This is a genomic window from Psychrobacter sp. bablab_jr014, from assembly GCF_016464015.1.
Lineage (GTDB): Bacteria > Pseudomonadota > Gammaproteobacteria > Pseudomonadales > Moraxellaceae > Psychrobacter.
This window is the reverse complement of the sequence record NZ_JACDXT010000010.1, coordinates 1-18,204: the sequence shown is the minus strand read 5'-3', so window position 1 is coordinate 18,204 and position 18,204 is coordinate 1. Positions and strand designations below refer to the sequence as shown.

General features: G+C 47.1%; 16 protein-coding genes. 14 read left to right on the top strand and 2 right to left on the bottom strand.

The genetic code is table 11. The features are described from left to right. The first annotated feature begins 130 nt into the window (after positions 1 to 130). The 9 genes from rlmN (at position 131) to JIE71_RS02845 (ending at position 11,832) form a co-directional block, all read left to right on the top strand. Positions 131 to 1,387 carry a 23S rRNA (adenine(2503)-C(2))-methyltransferase RlmN gene (gene rlmN, locus JIE71_RS02885; protein WP_199507230.1) on the top strand — a complete coding sequence of 419 codons (1,257 nt, stop codon included), beginning with the start codon at positions 131 to 133 and terminating at the stop codon, positions 1,385 to 1,387. Between the two features lie 168 nt (positions 1,388 to 1,555). Next, entirely contained in the window at positions 1,556 to 2,479 is a 924-nt protein-coding gene (gene pilW / locus JIE71_RS02880; protein WP_228284509.1) for a type IV pilus biogenesis/stability protein PilW, read from the top strand. Positions 2,480 to 2,487: 8 nt separating this feature from the next. Further along, the gene (locus JIE71_RS02875) at positions 2,488 to 3,288 is read left to right on the top strand and encodes a helix-turn-helix domain-containing protein (protein ID WP_199507228.1); all 801 of its coding nucleotides are present in this window, start codon (positions 2,488 to 2,490) and stop codon (positions 3,286 to 3,288) included. A gap of 74 nt (positions 3,289 to 3,362) precedes the next feature. Then, positions 3,363 to 4,481: a flavodoxin-dependent (E)-4-hydroxy-3-methylbut-2-enyl-diphosphate synthase gene (gene ispG, locus JIE71_RS02870; RefSeq protein ID WP_199507227.1), complete on the top strand. Its 1,119-nt coding sequence runs from the start codon at positions 3,363 to 3,365 to the stop codon at positions 4,479 to 4,481. Between the two features lie 166 nt (positions 4,482 to 4,647). Beyond that, entirely contained in the window at positions 4,648 to 5,925 is a 1,278-nt protein-coding gene (gene hisS, locus JIE71_RS02865) for a histidine--tRNA ligase (protein ID WP_199507226.1), read from the top strand. Between the two features lie 109 nt (positions 5,926 to 6,034). Further along, positions 6,035 to 6,823 carry a YfgM family protein gene (locus JIE71_RS02860; RefSeq protein ID WP_199507225.1) on the top strand — a complete coding sequence of 263 codons (789 nt, stop codon included), beginning with the start codon at positions 6,035 to 6,037 and terminating at the stop codon, positions 6,821 to 6,823. A 92-nt stretch (positions 6,824 to 6,915) separates the two neighbouring features. After that, the gene (gene bamB / locus JIE71_RS02855) at positions 6,916 to 8,109 is read left to right on the top strand and encodes an outer membrane protein assembly factor BamB (protein ID WP_199507224.1); all 1,194 of its coding nucleotides are present in this window, start codon (positions 6,916 to 6,918) and stop codon (positions 8,107 to 8,109) included. 258 nt (positions 8,110 to 8,367) lie between these two features. Further along, positions 8,368 to 9,795, top strand: coding sequence for a ribosome biogenesis GTPase Der (der, locus tag JIE71_RS02850; RefSeq protein ID WP_199507223.1), 1,428 nt, complete (start codon positions 8,368 to 8,370; stop codon positions 9,793 to 9,795). Positions 9,796 to 10,038: 243 nt separating this feature from the next. After that, entirely contained in the window at positions 10,039 to 11,832 is a 1,794-nt protein-coding gene (locus JIE71_RS02845; protein WP_199507222.1) for a sensor histidine kinase, read from the top strand. Positions 11,833 to 11,875: 43 nt separating this feature from the next. Here the strand turns inward: JIE71_RS02845 and JIE71_RS02840 are convergent, their stop codons facing one another. Next, positions 11,876 to 12,982, bottom strand: coding sequence for a D-alanyl-D-alanine carboxypeptidase family protein (locus JIE71_RS02840; protein ID WP_199507300.1), 1,107 nt, complete (start codon positions 12,980 to 12,982; stop codon positions 11,876 to 11,878). A 378-nt stretch (positions 12,983 to 13,360) separates the two neighbouring features. After that, on the bottom strand, positions 13,361 to 13,765 hold the full coding sequence (locus JIE71_RS02835; protein WP_228284507.1) for an MCR_0457 family protein: 405 nt from the start codon (positions 13,763 to 13,765) through the stop codon (positions 13,361 to 13,363). Between the two features lie 371 nt (positions 13,766 to 14,136). Between JIE71_RS02835 and surE the strand changes: the two genes are divergently transcribed. The 5 genes from surE to JIE71_RS02810 all read left to right on the top strand — a co-directional run bounded on the left by surE (position 14,137) and on the right by JIE71_RS02810 (position 17,903). Further along, positions 14,137 to 14,943 (top strand): 5'/3'-nucleotidase SurE, encoded by an 807-nt coding sequence (surE, locus tag JIE71_RS02830; protein ID WP_199507220.1) that lies wholly within the window; start codon positions 14,137 to 14,139, stop codon positions 14,941 to 14,943. A gap of 120 nt (positions 14,944 to 15,063) precedes the next feature. Continuing rightward, positions 15,064 to 15,840 (top strand): LysM peptidoglycan-binding domain-containing M23 family metallopeptidase, encoded by a 777-nt coding sequence (locus JIE71_RS02825; RefSeq protein ID WP_199507219.1) that lies wholly within the window; start codon positions 15,064 to 15,066, stop codon positions 15,838 to 15,840. 287 nt (positions 15,841 to 16,127) lie between these two features. Continuing rightward, entirely contained in the window at positions 16,128 to 16,733 is a 606-nt protein-coding gene (locus tag JIE71_RS02820) for a 6-pyruvoyl trahydropterin synthase family protein (RefSeq protein ID WP_199507218.1), read from the top strand. Further along, positions 16,723 to 17,226: a tRNA (adenosine(37)-N6)-threonylcarbamoyltransferase complex ATPase subunit type 1 TsaE gene (tsaE, locus tag JIE71_RS02815; protein WP_199507217.1), complete on the top strand. Its 504-nt coding sequence runs from the start codon at positions 16,723 to 16,725 to the stop codon at positions 17,224 to 17,226. Before JIE71_RS02820 ends, tsaE begins: the two co-directional genes overlap by 11 nt. Positions 17,227 to 17,606: 380 nt before the next feature. Then, the gene (locus JIE71_RS02810) at positions 17,607 to 17,903 is read left to right on the top strand and encodes a GNAT family N-acetyltransferase (RefSeq protein ID WP_199507216.1); all 297 of its coding nucleotides are present in this window, start codon (positions 17,607 to 17,609) and stop codon (positions 17,901 to 17,903) included. Positions 17,904 to 18,204: the final 301 nt, after the last annotated feature.

The window sequence follows — 18,204 nt, the reverse complement described above, 5'->3', positions numbered from 1 at the left end:
ATGAATGAGTACGCCTTATTCGTAATTCTTGATTAGATACCTCATATTTTTCTTTGTTATTGTCTTTTGGCAGTCGATAGTCCAAATGCGATAGCCCCTCTTTATAGTTTATGTCGATAGGTTCTTGCTTATGTCAACTGCACCCACGCCCGTCTCATCACAGCCTGCCCGTACTGCTAAGGGCGAGAGCATTCGTCTCGTTGATGAAGCACAAGCCAAAACCAATTTACTGGGTATGACGCCTGAAGAGCTCGCAGCCTACTTTAAAGAGATTGGCGAAAAGCCATTTCGAGCGACTCAGGTCATTAAGTGGATTTATCAATATGGCGTGACTGATTTTGCACAAATGACCAATTTAAGCAAATCACTGCGTGAAAAATTAAGCGCGCATGCATGCGTGACACCGCCGAAAGTCTTGCACCGCAAATACAGTGATGACGGCACGCGTAAGTGGATTTTTGAAGTGACGGGCGGTTCCTTGGTAGAGACGGTACTGATTCCTGCCGATGACAATAAGGCAAATGGACGTAAGACCTTATGCATCTCATCGCAGGTCGGCTGTGCACTTGATTGCAGCTTTTGTAGCACGGGCAAGCAGGGCTTTGAGCGTGACTTGAGCGCCGCCGAAATTATTGGTCAGCTGTGGGTGGCGAACGCCTCGTACATGACCGATGAAAACGAAAGCCTTGAGCACGTTGATCATAGCGAATGGCAAAATAATGTCACCAACGTGGTGATGATGGGTATGGGCGAGCCGCTACTGAACTATAAGCCAGTAGTAAGCTCGATGGAGCTGATGCTGAGCGATCATGCGTATGGTTTATCCAAGCGCCGTGTTACTCTGTCCACCTCAGGCGTTGTGCCGAAAATGTATGACTTGGCAAAAGACATTGACGTGGCACTTGCCATCTCTTTACACGCGCCTAATGACGAGCTGCGTAATGAGCTGGTACCGATTAATAAAAAGTACCCGCTAAGCGAGCTGATAGCAGCAGCGAAGCATTATGTCAACGACATCAACCCACGCCATAAGAAGCACGTGACTATTGAATATGTCATGCTAGAGGGTGTCAATGACAGTGACAAACACGCGCATGAACTGGTCGCGCTTTTGGACGATTTGCCCAGCAAAATCAATTTGATTCCATTTAACCCGTTCCCGCACGCGCCATATGGTCGCTCAAGCAACAACCGTATCCATGCGTTTAGCAATATTTTAAGCCAAGCGGGCTTTGTGTGTACGGTGCGCCAGACACGCGGTGATGATATTGATGCCGCCTGTGGGCAACTCGTGGGACAAGTCGCCGACCGTACACGTCGTCAAGCGGCGTGGCAAAAAAGTATCGCTGAACGCCAGCAAAACGCGGTACAAGCAGACGCACAATAATAAGTAGGATTTGAAACCCCAACTTATAAAGTTGTCATTTTTGCGTCAGAATGGTAACAAAAGTGTAGCGACACTCACTAAACTGTACTTATGGGCAAAAAATCTATTAAACTTAAGGCTCGTTGAATCAGATATTTGTTCAATTACAGTTTTACGATGGCGGCTCCGATGACTTTTATGACAAGCAATCAAAAAAACAACAAGCAAATCAGCAATCAGCAACCAGCGCCCACCTTGACGCAATCGCGACAGGTGGGTTTGCTGTGTGCGGCATTACTGGGGACAGTGGTGCTATCAGGGTGTCAAAGCAGCAGTAGCGACGCGCTGGTGATGGAGCCTGTGTACGCACAGAGCATGACTCAAGCCAGTAACAAGGGTGATGTTGATAAGAATGAGGTGGCAAAAGTGCGTACGGCACTGGCGGCGCAATACATCCGCGAAAACGGCTTAGATGCCGCGCAGCAGCAGCTCGAAAAAGCCTTTGCCGCCAATAGCCGATACGCGCCTGCCTATGATATGATGGGCGTTTTGTTACAAAAAGAAGGCAGCGCTCGCAATCTAAAAAAGGCAGAAGGCTACTTTAAAAAAGCCATTGAATATGACCCTGAATTTGAGCAGGCACGTAATAACTATGGTGTGTATCTGTCACAGATGAAGCGCTATCGTGAGGCAGCTGAGCAATTTGAGATTGCAGGTACGGCGCTTGGCTACGATGGACGAATTGGTGCTCTAGAAAACTTAGGTCGCACTTATCTACAGCTGAATGACCGTCCTGCTGCTACGAAGGCATTCTTGCGTGCGCTTGAAGGCAATCGTAACAGCTTAATTGCGCATATTGAACTGGTTGATTTGCTGCTCGATGCCAAGCGTATTATGCAGGCGCAAAGTCTATATGATGAGACGCAGCTATTGATTCGCGGACAAGGCACGACGCCGCGCTTACTCATGCAAGGTATCCGTCTGGCAGCTGCCCAAAACGACAATCGCGCTCGGCAACAGCTGGCACAGCAGCTGCTTTCTGCTTATCCGCTCAGTGAAGAGGCAAAGCAGGTTAAAGTATGGCTGAAAAATCCAGAGGCTTCATGGCAATGACCCCATCTATGACATCTACAGACAGTGCCGCTGAGCCCGATACATTAGCATTTGGCGCGCCTTTACGTCACGTACGAGAAGAAAAAGGACTGAGCGTACAAGCCGTATCGGACGAGCTGTATATCGTGACGCCGTATCTGACAGCGCTCGAAGCTGAAGACTTTAGCGCCATGCCACCAGTAGTATACGCACGCGGATTTTTGGTGAACTATGCAAGGTTTTTGGGACTCGATGCCAAGATGCTCGCCAGCCGTTTTGACGCTGCCTGTCCGAGCGACTACCGTAAACCGCCCGAAAACATCAGTGCGTTACCCATACAATCAAACAAGACACGCAGCGCGCGCCGTATGCGTTTTAATCCATGGCTACTTTTAGCGCTCATTGCACTGATTATAGGCGCAGTAGCGCTTTGGTTACTGGTGAGTAGCAGTACAGATGACGATAAGCCAACCACCACACCGACGGTTATCAATATGGACAGTGCTGACCAACAAGCTGGCGCAGCCTTAAATGCGACAGGTAGCGCAATTGGTGCCAGTGGTTCAGCGCTCGACGTCACCAGCACTGCACCTGCCAGTTTAGACCTTGTGGTCACAGAGGACACAATGGTCTCAATCACTGACGCCGATAGCAATACATTGGTGTCCAAGCGTCTACCCGCAGGCAGCTATCATTTTGAGGGCGCGCCGCCATTTGCTATCCAGATTGCTACGGTTGACAGCGTGACCCTACAAATGAACGGATCGCCTGTGGATATGCGTGAATACACACAAGACAACCGCGCTGATTTTACATTAATGCCTGAATAATACAGACGCGATAATGCTATATTGCGCGCACGGCATGATTTTTTGCCTGCTTACTTTGTCGATAAGGATTTTATATGTCAACAGCATCGCCAATCAAACGCCGCTTAACCAAACAAATTCATGTCGGTGATGTCGCTATCGGCGGTGATGCACCGATTAGCGTACAAAGCATGACCAACACTGATACTTGTGACGTGGCAGCCACAGTTGCTCAGATTGAGCGCTGTGTGGACGCAGGCGCGGACTTGATGCGTGTATCGACGCCAACGATGGCGTCGGTCGCCGCCTTTGCCGAGATTCGTAAACAAGTTAATATCCCATTGATTGCGGACGTGCATTTTGACCACAAAATTGCTTTGGCGGTTGCCGAGGCGGGTGCAGATTGCTTGCGTATTAACCCAGGCAATATTGGTAATGATGCCAAGGTGCGCGAGGTGGTCGCTTGTGCGCGTCATCACAATATTCCTATTCGTATCGGGGTTAACGCAGGCTCATTAGAAAAAGACATCCAGCGTAAGTACAGCGAGCCGACAGGCGAGGCGATGCTCGAATCGGCCATGCGTCACATTGACATCTTAGACCGCTTAAACTTTGACCAGTATAAAGTCTCAGTAAAGGCCTCTAACGTATTTTTGACGATGGATGCGTATCGCTTGTTGTCAGCGCAGATTGACAACCCGTTACATCTTGGCGTGACTGAAGCGGGCGTATATCGTACAGGCACGGTCAAATCAGCGATTGCACTGGGCGGCTTGTTATTAGAAGGGATTGGCGATACCATGCGTATTTCGCTCGCCGCTGAGCCTGAAGAAGAGATTAAAATTGGCTTTGATATTCTAAAGTCATTAAACATCCGCTCAAATGGCGTCAACTTTATTGCGTGCCCCAGCTGCTCGCGTCAAGAGTTTGATGTGATTAAAGTCATGATGGCATTAGAAGCACGCCTTGAAGATATTCGTGAACCGATGGACTTATCGGTTATTGGCTGTAAAGTCAATGGACCAGGTGAGGCCAAAGAAGCCGATATTGGGGTCGTGGGGGCGGCACCAAAATCGCTGGTCTACCGTATGGGACAAAAAAGCCATCTGATTGATACCAATGACTTGGTAGATGAAATTGAAAGTATGGTACGCGCCCGCGCTGCAGAATTAGAAAAAGCCCGCGAAAATGAAATTTTACGTGTAAAAGGCTAAGGCGTATTTTAATATAAGACGCACTTTAGTGAAGTTGATACAAATTTAATATTGGCTTCACTTTACATTAAAGTGTTAGGCGCTGGCTTGCCGCCGCTACAAAACACTATTTAAGATAATAAGCATAACGCACCGTCATCGTTAGTATTGAGGATCAGACCGTATCATGATTAAAGCAATCAAAGGATTTAATGACATTTTACCCAACCAATCGGCACAGTGGCTAAAGCTGGAGTCGATACTGGCGAACGTGCTTGGTAGATACGGTTTTGAGCATATTCGCTTGCCCATCGTGGAGCAGACCGATTTGTTTGCGCGCGCGATTGGCGGGGCGACGGATATCGTTGAAAAAGAAATGTATAGCTTTGCGGACAAGTCTGAGCCGCCAACGCCATTAACGCTACGTCCAGAGGGCACCGCAGGTGCGGTACGTGCAGTGATTGAGCACAACATGCTGCGCGGCGATACCCCAAAGCTGTGGTACATCGGACCGATGTTCCGCTATGAGCGTCCGCAAAAAGGCCGCTATCGTCAGTTTCACCAACTGGGTGTGGAGAGCTTTGGCAGTGCGCTGCCAGACGCCGATGCCGAGCTGATCGCCATGACGGCGATGATGTGGAAGGCGCTGGGCATCCAAGACGAGCTGACGCTGGAGCTGAACAGTCTTGGTGAGATTGACGAGCGCCGCGCATATCGTGATGCCTTGGTTGCTTATTTGACCGATAAAAAATCTGAGCTGGACGCGGATAGTCAGCGCCGCCTAGACACCAATCCGCTACGTATCCTCGACAGTAAAGAAGCGAGCACGCAAGCACTATTGCAAGACGCGCCAAAATTGGCAGATTTTTTGGGTGAAGACAGCCGCGCGCATTTTGCCCAAGTACAGGCGTATTTGACGGCGCTGGGTATCGCGTTCCGTATCAATCCGCATCTGGTACGCGGTCTGGATTATTATAACAAGACCGTGTTTGAGTGGGTGACGGACAAGCTGGGTAGTCAAGCCACAGTATGTGCTGGCGGGCGTTACGATGGGCTGATTGGTCAGCTTAAATCTATGGGCGGCAAGGAGGCCAAGTCTGAGCCAGCGGTTGGCTTTGCTATGGGTCTGGAACGCTTGTTGTTATTGATTGAAGCGGTTGCACCTTTTGAAGAGCAACACGCTTGTGATGTATTTATCGCTGCGCACCCTGATGTGTATGATGCGGGCATGCGTTACGCGCATGAATTGCGTCAAAATCGCCCTGATTTGCGTGTGAAAATGGCAAGCGCTACCAGCTTAAAGGCACAAATGAAAAAGGCAGACAAGTCAGGTGCCGCAGTGACGGTGATTTTGGCCCAGCAAGAGTTAGAGGACGGCACGGTCAGCCTAAAAGACATGCACAGTGGTGAGCAGCGCAGCGTCTCTCGCGATTGGCTACTGCAAGCGGGTAACCTGCGCCCTTAACCGCGGTTTTATATGATAACGGTACAACGTGGTTTTGCTTAGCATTATCGGTTTTGTACCGTTTGATTTTGATTGGTTCTTTAGTGATTGGTTTTATCAGGATACAGTTATGGTTCAGACCCCAAACTCGCCATCAGAAAGCAATATGGATGCGCTAAAACAATACGGCAGTTACATCATTACTGTCATTTTACTTGTGCTGGCAGGTTATTTTGGCTGGACCTACTGGCAAAACAATCACGCGCGCGTTGATACAGTGGCGGCTGATCACTATGCGGACATCCAAAATTTAAACCAAGAAATTAATCTTGCAGCGCAAAATCCAGACCTAAACGCCGAAGCAACTGCTGCACTAGACAAAAGCCGCAGCGAGCTTGATAAAAACATCGATGCCTTGGTTGCCACGCATGGCGACTCGGTATACGCATGGCAAGCGTTGATGATTAAAGCGCGTAGTGAAGCAGATGCCAACGACTTTGCGGCAGCGAGCGAGAGTTTAAAACAAGCTGCGGCGATTGATTTGGGCGATGCAGGATTAAGCGCCATTACTCGTCTGCGTTACGCCGAGACCTTGCTGGCGGCAGGTGATGCGGATGCCGCACTCTCAGAAGCCAAGAGCGATATGCCAAGCCCCTTTGAAGCCAGTCAGCAAGAGCTGCTGGGTGATATCTATATGGCACAAAAAGATGAAGACGCTGCAAAGCAGGCATACAACAATGCGTGGGAGCTTTTGCGTAAGCGTCAAGAAAGCCGTGCCGTGTTGGCACTAAAGATGGAAAGTCTTGGCATGACCGTCGAGCCTATTGAAGCTGCGCCTGAGCTGATTCAGCAAGCGCCAGCGACGAGCGCGCCTGCAGTGGAACAAAGTGCAAGCAACGCTGCCGAGCCTGCAGCATAATAAAAACAACAAAGGCGTAGCCTTGCAACAACAAAGTCATCCTATAGTTGCAGACTTGTTGATTGTCCCTTTATATGTAGTGAGAGTACACAATGACCCAATCTATTCGCGCTAATAATCGCCTAAAAGCGACCTTGATGCCTGTTGCTGTGTTGGCTATTGCCGCAACAGCACTGGTGGGCTGTAATCGTGGTATCAAGCCTGAGGTGCATGAGCCTGTTAAGTTAGTGGCTTTGTCGCAATCAATACAGCTGTTACAGCCAGTTTTTAGCACGGATGCAGGCAGCAGTCGTGCCAGCAGCAAAGACCCTCTTGATTTACAAGTCGGTTATGACAACGGTCAGATGGTTACAGCCTCTCGCGGCGGCGAGGTTACAGGTTACAATGCGCAAGGTCAGCGTCTGTGGTCAGTAAAAGTTGACGAAGCCATCACAGGTGGCGTGGCGCTGGATGCCTTTAGTCAGACAGCGATTGTCAGTACCCGCTCAGGTCGTGTGATTGCCTTTGATAGTACTACAGGCGAGCAGCGCTGGACACAGCAACTGTCAGGCTCAGTACTGACACCTGCATTGATTCATAATAACCGCGTAGTACTTTCTGCCAACGATGGGTTTTTACATGGCCTGTCGCTACAAACAGGTCAGTCGATTTGGAAATTTGCCACGCAAGTGCCTGCAATTAGCGTCCGTGGTAGTGCAGCGCCAACCTTACTTGATGACGAAACGGCACTGCTTGCTACCGCAGATGGCCGCTTACATGCGTTGACGGTGGATAATGGTCTGCCACTATGGTCGCGCCGCGTCGGTGTGGGCAATGGTAGCAGCGAGGTTGAGCGCATGAGCGATGTTGATGGCCAGCCTATTATTGATAATAACCAACTGTTTGCGGTCAGCTATAGCGGTCAACTGATTGGTATTGATTTGACCTCACGCCAAGTCATGTACATGAACGAGCTTGCCAGCTTAAAATCATTGGCGGTCAATCCGCGTCAAGTCATTGGTACCAGTCTTGATGGTAAAGTCGTCGCTTATGACCGTCAAAATGGCCAAGTCTTGTGGGAAAATGACTCGCTCATGTATCGTGAGCTGACCAATCCTGTGATGATTGACGGTTATATTGCTGTAGGTGATTTGGATGGTGTGGTACATCTGTTTGACCCTGCCAATGGTAATATTGTGAGCCGCGTCAGCACCAAAGGCGCACTCAGCAGCCTGCAAGTGGTTGGCAATCGTCTGCTGACCCAAAGCCAAAGCGGCCAAGTCTCCGTCTGGCAGTCGGTACGCTAGCCAGTGACGGGTTAGGCGTTAGGTATTTATTAAGCAGATACCTACAATGTAAGAGATAAAACAAGAAACGCTGCATGGTCAGCGTTTCTTGCCTTGTGAAAAGCGCGCATTTGACGTAATCTATGCGCCCATAATATGCACCTGCGTATAATGTCCTATTATTCTCGCTGGTCTGTTATCATAGAGCAGCGTTTATTGCTATTTATCTATAAAAACAGCGCCTCTGCTGTCATTATCGTCTGTCACTGAGAGTATCACATGAGTATCAAGCCCGTGGTTGCCTTAATTGGTCGTCCAAATGTTGGTAAATCCACTTTATTTAACCAGTTCACCAAAAGCCGTCAGGCCTTGGTGGCAGACATGTCAGGACTGACGCGCGACCGTCAGTATGGTGATGCCGAATATGAAGGCAAGTCATTTATCGTCGTTGATACGGGAGGTATCGGGGAAGCAGACGATGGTAGTGGCAACATTGACGACTATATGTCAGAGCAGTCGCATACCGCTATTCATGAAGCTGACATTATCGTGTTTGTGACTGACGCACGCTCAGGACTGATTGGTGCAGATGAAGAGATTGGCAAGTTTTTGCACACGTTGGGCAAGCCTGTTTATTTGGTTGCCAATAAAATTGACGGTGTCCATGATGCTGCGCCTGCCGAATTTTATGCGCTGGGTCTAGGCGAGCCGTACCCAATGGCAGCCAGTCACGGTCGCGGTTTGGGCAATTTGCTTGAGGACATTACCGCGGATATGCCAGAGCAAGTCACAACTGAAGATCCAGACGGTTTAAAGCTTGCCATTATTGGTCGTCCAAACGTGGGCAAATCGACTCTGGTCAATCGCTTACTTGGCGAAGAGCGCGTGGTGGTCTATGATATGCCAGGCACGACTCGCGACAGTATCTATATTCCTTATGAGCGTGATGGTAAAAACTACGTCTTGATTGATACCGCAGGTGTGCGTCGCCGCGGACGTATCAATGAAAAGGTCGAAAAATTCTCAGTCATTAAAACCTTGCAAGCGATTGAAGACTCAAACGTGACCGTCATCGTTATTGATGCCAAAGAGGGTATCGTAGATCAAGATTTGCACATGATTGGTTATGCACTGGATAAAGGCCGTGCGCTCGTCGTTGCTATTAATAAATGGGATGGTCTAAGCCAAGACCAAAAAGACTTTATTAAGCTTGAGATGGATCGTCGTTTTAGCTTTATTCCTTTTGTCAAAGTGCATCTGATTTCTGCTTTGCATGGTACAGGGGTAGGTAATTTGTACCCATCGATTCGCCGTGCTTATGATTCATCGATGTTTAATGTCTCAACCAACCGCTTGACGCAAATCTTGCAAGATGCTGTTACTGCCAACCCGCCACCTGCTGTGGCAGGCCGCCGTATCAAGCTACGCTACGCGCATATTGGAGGACATAATCCGCCTGTCATTGTGATTCACGGTAATCAAACAGGCTCGTTGCCAAAGAGCTATCAGCGCTATTTAGAAAACCAGTTTCGCGGTGTTTTCAAACTCGAAGGCACGCCACTCAATGTGGTCTTTAAGCTCAATGAAAACCCCTATGCCAATCGTAACGACACGCCAGTAAAAGCAAAAAATCAGCAGCTGCGTAAACGCAAATGGGCTCAAGATGTCAAAAAAGGCACGAAAAAAGCCAGCAAAAAAAACAAGTAAAGACAAAAGGCGTGTTTATCACGCTTTTTTCGTTATAAAGAACAGCAAAAGCACATAATATAAATGCTTTTATCTTATACGCAACCTTATAGTTATCCTGTACTATAGTACACAGTCATTTTAGCTTCATTAACGAATATGCGCCCATACAAGACCGTATCGACCTTCGTCAACCGCACGATTATTCGAATTGTTGTGGTAACATCGCTGATAATCACCATATTCTCTTTGGTGTATGGTTGTGTGTATAACTATCAAAAAAAACGTGCATATATTCAAGAACTGGCAAGCTTGCTTGCTATCAGTGCCGCAGCAGAAAACGGCGCAGACATCGTCGCGGAACAAGTCGAGTTTTTGCTGCAAGATGAGCCAAGTATTCAAAGTATTGTTTTTTATTCTACCGATTATCCTGTCACCACCTCAGAAGCCGAAGACAGCCTGCCTAGTACCAATGATTGGTCGACGGCTTTATTCGCTCACAATATCAGTTTTAACCGTCCCGTAACTGACAGTCGTTACAACCAAATAAATGCTTTAAACAGCGCAGCCAATGTGGAGCCCAGTACGGACAATGATCAAGCACAGCTGGTCGGCTATATCAATATCACTATAGATGTTGAGCGCATACGTATTGAGTGGATATGCTATGACTTGCTGATTTGGTTGTCCGTGGTCAGTATTGGTATTTTTATGCTTTGGTTGGTGCTGCGACAACTGGGATGGCCTTCACAAAATATCAGTGAGCTTGCTAAGGTATGCGAGACTGTAAATGCCAACCCTGATTTAAGACAGCTGCCCGTTATACAACAGAGTATTGAATTTGAAGACCTACGTGAGATTCGCCGTGCATTTGTCAACGTCTTTAGTCGTCTGCAAGAGGCACAACAGAAAAACGATGAACTGGCAGCGTTAGAAGAAAATTTGCGTAGCAAGGATTTGTCTTTAGAAGTGCAGCGTCACAATTTTCAAAGCATGATTACTCATGAATTAAAAACCTCACTAAATGCGATTTCAGGAGGCTTACAACTGCTTAATCCGCAGCAGTTAAGCGTTGAGCAGAAAGACATTTTAAATATAATTCGTAAGGGCAGTCAGCAATTAGATACCACACTTGAGCAAATCATTCAGTTAAACAAAATTGAGCGCGGTCAAGTGGTCATTCGTTTAAGCACCTTTAATCCCTTACAGCTCCTATCTGACGTATTTGCCGAATATGAGCCAATGGCAAAACGTAAGCAATTAGAAATTATCAGTAAAGTGAACCATGTCGATTATGCGCTAGAAGGTGACGTGGATAAGATCAAGCAAGTCTTGGGTACCTTAATAGAAAATGCGATTAAATTCACGCATACAGGTGAGATTGTCGTAGAGTCACAGCTGAGCCATTTTGACCAAGTCATTCGCTGGCAGGTCAGTATCACAGACACAGGTATCGGTATTGAAGATAAATACCTAGATGACATTTTTACCCCATTTTTTCAGGTCGACCCGACGCATACGCGTGAGCATGAAGGTGCAGGGGTAGGATTACCTGTTATCAAGCAGATTTTACATCTGCTAGGCGCTTCTATTGATGTTAAAAGTGTCTTGGGTGTCGGTAGTGAGTTTACCGTGGTCATGCCTCTTCGCAACACATACCGTCCTGCGCACTTACAGCAGCGTTTTTCTGGCTTAGATATCAGCTATTACTATCATGATATCGACAGCTTAAATGTTGCTGAAGCATTAAAAAGACTGGGCGCTAAAGTTAGCCTAAATAGTCAGCAACAAGGTTTATCCACCATCGACAATGCAGAAATTATCATGATTGCCGAAGACGTCAGACCTGAGCGTGCCATACAAATTGCACGCTTTGTCCGTGAGCAAGAAACCACCCATCGCTCACTGCTGGTCTACTGGTATCCTGAGCATCAAATTCATACGTTTAACGATATTGAGCATGAGCTAAAAGCTAAAGGTATTGATTACTGTCATGTCTCGACCGAAGATACGCAAGAGCTGTATACGCTATTACAAGCATGGTTGGGATGGTTGTAAGTGAGCTGTCTTGTACTTTATGCGTAACGTATAGCGCCATTTTTTATTGGTTGACTTTGTCCTTTAGCCAGTAAACAAAACGCTGCCAAAGCCGCTTTATAATACCTGTTTCTGCAACAGCATTACTAGCAATGACAGGCACTGCGGCGACGGGCTTACCGTCCATCACAGCCACCAACTGTCCCACTTGCTGACCCTTGACAATAGGTGCATCAATATACGCAGGCACGTCTAAGACGGTTGTAATGTTATCCTGCATGGCTTTAGTCGTCAGTACTTGTAATGTGTCACTGATTATGATGTTTACCTGTTCAATGTCAGCATAGCGCACAGGCACATCCGTCACCGTCTGTCCCTTAGGCGCTTTGACCACGGTTGCAAAATGACCAAACCCCCAGTTCAGTAAAGCACGTGAGTCATCCGCACGGCTCTGCGCACTTTTGCTGCCCAAAATCACAGAAATCAGACGCATATTCTGCCGCTGACTTGAGGCGACCAAACAGTAACCTGCAGCACTGGTATGACCTGTTTTTAACCCATCGACCGTGGGGTCAGTGGTGAGTAGCGCGTTGCGGTTGCCTTGAGTGATGCCATTGTAGGTAAAGGACGGCTCAGAATATAGGCTATAATAGTTGCCACTATTTTGGATAATAGCGCGGGCAAGGACAGCCAAGTCGCGCGCCGATGCCACATGACCATCAGCAGGCATACCTGTGGCATTGACAAAATGACTGCGTGTCATGCCCAGCTTTTGTGCCTCTGTGTTCATAAGGGCGGCAAATGACGCTTCATCACCAGCAAGATGCTCGGCCATTGCCTTTGACGCGTCGTTACCTGATTGAATGATAATACCGCGCAGCATGTCTATAACAGGCGCAGTGCTGTTCACAGGTACATACATACACGATTGGCTACTGCTACCACGGCACCAAGCATTTTCACTCATGCGCACAGGCTCATTTTCGCTTAAACTGCCGTCGTTTAAACGTTGCTCAATCAGATAGCTGGTCATCATTTTGGTTAAAGAGGCAGGCGGTAAGGCGGCACCGGCGTTTTTTTGTGCCAATATCTCGCCTGTATTATAGTCCATCAATACATAAGCGCTCGCCTCAATGGTCGGCGCAGTCGCCACAGCTTGCGCATTGGCCATATATCCAACATAAAAGCAAATCCCCAGTGCTACAGCTGGCAAGCATCGTGCGGAAGAAAACACAGTCAAGGCAGATAAAGTCATAGTCCCGCACTTATTATAGAAATAATAGGGTATCAAAGCACAAAAGGCTTAATATGGCGATGGGTTGTCACCTTATCAGCTTATCTGAGCCATCGATAAAACACAAATAGATTGGCATAAGAAAAGCCCATAACATTCACATGCTATGGGCTTTTCTTATCAGCGCTGTGGCGCTTAACAATCATTCGCGTAAGACGGTCATCACTCAAAAAACCAGTAATAAAAATCATGAGTGTAAGTAGCGGATGGTTTTTATGGTGGTGATTGACTGTGCGTATTTAATAATAAAAAGTCTTAAACTTCAGCATTAGCCAAATCAACACACAGTGCTTTATTGTCTTGTTTAGAAAAGCTCATGGTCCAACTACGGATGCTTTGTAAAATCTGGCGATAATCTTGCTGCGTAGACAAATACTGAATCGCCGCTTTTGGATCTTCAAGTGTCGGCATTAAGTCATGCAACTGCGTGTTGTAAGACTTATAAAAACGTTGACGCTGATTACCACTGAGCATAGATGGACAAATCTCAGACAATACCTGCATTACCGCAATCTCATGCTTGGTAATATTCATACCTGACATGTCTAAAGGAATTGTCGTCGATGCATTGTTGCTGGCTGCATTGGCAGTGTGCGACATCATTGCTATTGCGGTCACCAAGCCTGCCGTACCGATTTTACCCACAGTGTTTTTTGTCATAGAAACCACAGAAGAAATTGATGAATTGGTCATTCGGTATCACACTCGCTTTACATGATTTAATACGCTAATGGTAATGGGAAAGAAATTAAATGTCACATAAAATATTGAGGTCTGTGTAGAGGTCTTGTGATTGAATTTTGCGCGACAGAAACATAACTGGTCAATTTGTATAAAGCTTGCTAGAGTCTCAAATGATTCTCGCAACCTGTTCAGGATTTGTATCTGCTGTCTGAGTATTGCACGGTCGAATAACTTAGTTTAAGGTAGAAGCCTTCTATTATACTAATTAAGCGAAAGTTATACTCAATATAGTGAAACTATGAATATTCATTATGTTTTTGACTCATCATAACGAAAATTGAGTGATTATGCGATTTTTAATCAGTAATGACGATGGGGTGGCAGCACCTGGCTTGCAAGCGTTGTATAATGCGCTATCGCGCATCGGTGAAGTGATCGTGGTTGCACCTACGCTTGAGCAAAGCGGTACAGCAAGCGCGCTACATATTTCATCTCCAGTGTATGTGCATGAGTTGGACTCTGGCTTTGTATCTGTCAATGGTACACCTGCCGATTGCGTGTATTTGGCATTAAATGAGCTGTATAAAGACACGTCTTTTGACTGTGTGATTACGGGTATCAATTCTGGCGCGAATTTGGGTCAAGATGTGATGTATTCAGGGACGTTCGGCGCTGCGTTGACCGCGCAACTTTTTGGTGTTCCTGCCATCGCAACCTCTTTAGTCGGCGCGGCTATTGACAGTAAAGGTCAAGATAGGGGCAGTAACTATGCGCTGGCTGCTGAAAAAATCGCCGCCATTGTCAGTAATGCTGCGCTACTAAAGATGCTTAAAGATATGCCCTATCATGTGTTAAATATCAATGCACCCAATGTCCGCTATGCTGATGAGATCAAAGGACAGCGTATTACGCACCTCGGTCATCGTGATATTAAAAAGCCTATACATACCATTACCGACCCACGCGGACGCGATGCGTATTGGTTGTCGCTGCGTAAATCGGCAGACGACATCGTGCGCACACAAACGGATGATGCTGATATCATGAGCGATTACGATGCCATTGCCGCAGGGTATACCAGTGTGTCTTTGGTCAGATTGCATCACGCCTCAGCAGCGGGTATTCGCGCGCTGCAAGCGTTAGATTTTGAATGACACTCTTAATATGCGTTATTTTTAGCGCGTAGGGGATAAGACGCTGCTGGCGAATTATCCTGATTGTACTATTTGCTAGCATTTATATTTGCTCATCGCATTAACGACAGGAACTTTTGTATGAACCGACTCAATGCCACCGCCAAATTTGCTGCTGCCTGTGCTGCTTGTACGGTATTTATGGGACTTGCAGGTTGCGCTACCAAGCCAACCTACCAAACACAAAACATGTCTGCAGGCCCAACCATCGTAACCAATGCGCAGGGCGTGCCCAATTACTACCAAGTCAAACGTGGTGATACGGTGAGCCAAATTGCCTCACGTTATAACTTAAACTATCGTCAAATCGGTGCGCTGAATAATTTAGACAGTCAGTATACGATTTATAGCGGTCAGATGCTCAAGCTCTGGCAAGGTGATGAGCGTGCCGTTCAGCAAACCCAGAGTACGCCGCGCTACACGCCAAGACCTACGCAAACCACGCCGCCTGTCACTAATACGCCAAGTGCGCAAACCCCAAGCAACAATGCCACAGGTTATGATTACCCAACGCGCAATCCTGTGATTCGTAACTTTGATGCGCAAAGCAATAATTTGGGGATGTGGTTCAGTGGTCAAGCGGGCGACCCTGTCTATGCCAGCCAATCAGGCACGGTATTGTATGCAGGCAACGGGCTACAAGAATACGGCAATCTGATTATGGTTCGCCACAGCAATGACTATATCACTGCCTATGCGCACAACAGCGAATTGCTGGTAAAAGAAGGGGATAGCGTTCAGCGTGGTCAGCGTATCGCCAACATGGGCAATACAGGTCAAACCAACCAAGTGGCGTTAGAATTCCAAGTACGCTTGGGCGGCAGTCCAATTGATCCGCGTACCGTTTTAGGCCGCTAGACCGCCGTTAACTGCAGCAGCTAAGTAATGTAGCAATATCAATGTAAGTTCAAGTGATAAGAAGGGCATCGCCATGAGGGGTGTCCTTTTTGCGTTCTTAACTACCGCCAAGTGCTTTTAAGACAGTATGTCTGCCTGTTTGCTTGGTATCACTACTGGTTTTGTGTATTCGCTGCGTTGATGCATACAGGATTACGGCGGCGGGCAGGTTTGCTATACTATGTCTTAATGATTTAACAAAACACAATAAGAGGAAGCCGTGCGCGACACGGTGTTGGTTGAATGATATGCGTATTCGTAAACTGTTTAAATTTGAAAATGCCCACATCGTGCGTAACTGTAGCTCTGATCGCTGCAAGCGCTCGATTCATGGGCATAGCTATCAGATTGAGCTGATTTTAGAGGCCCATCGCCTTGATCATGGGCAGATGGTGTATGACTTTGGCTTACTAAAATCCTCTATCAAAGACATGATTGACAGCTTTGACCATGCCATCTGTTTTTGGCAAGACGATGATCCTGAGTATATCGCCGCCTGTAAAAAGTTCAGCGCACGCTGGATAGCACTGCCTGTATCACCATCAGCAGAGCAGTTTTCGCGCGTGATTTTCTTTTGGGCGCAAGAGATCTTGGCGCAGACTCAAATGCAAAATGGTGAAGCCGATGTGAGCATGTATTCGGTCATTGCGCATGAGACTGCCACAGGATACGCCCAGTGCTTTGCCGATGATGTCAGTAACGCACAAATGGGCGAATTGCGCTTACAAGATTTTGAGTTCAGCCCGCAAGTATGCGCTGAGTGGCATGACCCTGAGATGTACGCCAAGTTACTGCGCGGCGAGCGTTTTATCAACCCTGAAGTGACTCTGCAGGTGACCCCCAATGGTCAGTAATGCCAATGACAATCCAGCGCAAACCCAGCATTATGTGCTGCATTCAGAAAATGACACCGAGGCCTTAGCCCATATGCTGGCAGATTTGCCGCTATCAGGCAGCGTGTGGCTGTCAGGTGACCTAGGCGCTGGCAAGACGACTTTGACGCGCTATTGGTTGCGTGCACTCGGGCACAAAGGCGCGGTAAAAAGCCCCACCTATACCTTAGTTGAGCCGTATCAAATTGCCCACGCGGGACAATATATTTCGGTCTATCACGCCGATTTGTATCGCCTGCAAGACCCTGAAGAGCTGTCGTTTATCGGCTTTGATGATTATTTGGATGAGCCGCATGCCTTGGTATTGATTGAGTGGGCGAGCCGCGCTGAGGGCTATTTACCGCCGCCGATGTTAAGTATTAAGATGCGGCAACAAGACGACGGCAGCCGCGCAGTGACGCTAATCCTGTCTGACGCGGCAATCGAGCAAGGCGTGTGCTTACCGACGGCATAAGTTTTTATTTATTCAAACTATTAGGGCGTGTTGAACATTCGACCATGGCACTGACAGCGACTATTTTTTAGGCGATTCGAGGTTAAAAATAATAAGTTTAGTCATTCTAAGCGTTTATTTTTAACGATGAAGCGGCAAAAAAGAGTCCTGTCCCTGCGGGCTGATGCTAAAATTGCCCCATACTGCGTTACAAATCTCGCTAAGGCATTTGCATTATCGTCGCTTTGTGCCTTGTCTGGAACAATTTTAGCAATCAGCAGTGCCTATTTGCGAATGTTCAACACGCCCTAATTAAGCTGTGTCAATAAAAATAAGAACTACTGATAACCGCTTAAAATCACTAGAAGCATTCATAGAAAATACCATTCATAGGAAGTATCATGTCAAATAACACAAAAGATAACGCACTAGATATCACGCATAATTTAAACAAACACCGTTTTGAAACCAACATCGATGGCGAGCTTGCCTACATCAGCTACCAAAAACAAGGCGACTATTTGGTTTATGACCATACCATTGTCCCTGATGCGATCGGCGGGCGTGGCATTGGCTCTGCCCTTGTTGAGCATGCGTTGAACTATGCCCAAGACGAGCAAAAAAAGGTCATTCCGCAGTGTCCATTTGTGGCATCATATATTGAAAAACACCCAAAATATAAAGAACTGACCCATTAATCACAGCGCAGTAGATTACGGTCAACAAAGATTACTGCTATAAACGAGGCCATTTGCCTGCACCTCAAAACCAATGCTAAATGACCAATCCTTTTGGATTGATTATTGCAAGCAACTGGTATGAGATGTGGGCTTTTTTTCCCGAAGTCATGAATTATTATAGGGCGTGTTGAACATTCGACCATAGCACTGACAGCGACTATTTTTTAGGCGATTCGAGGTTAAAAATAATAAGTTTAGTCATTCTAAGCGTTTATTTTTAACGATGAAGCGGCAAAAAAGAGTCCTGTCCCTGCGGGCT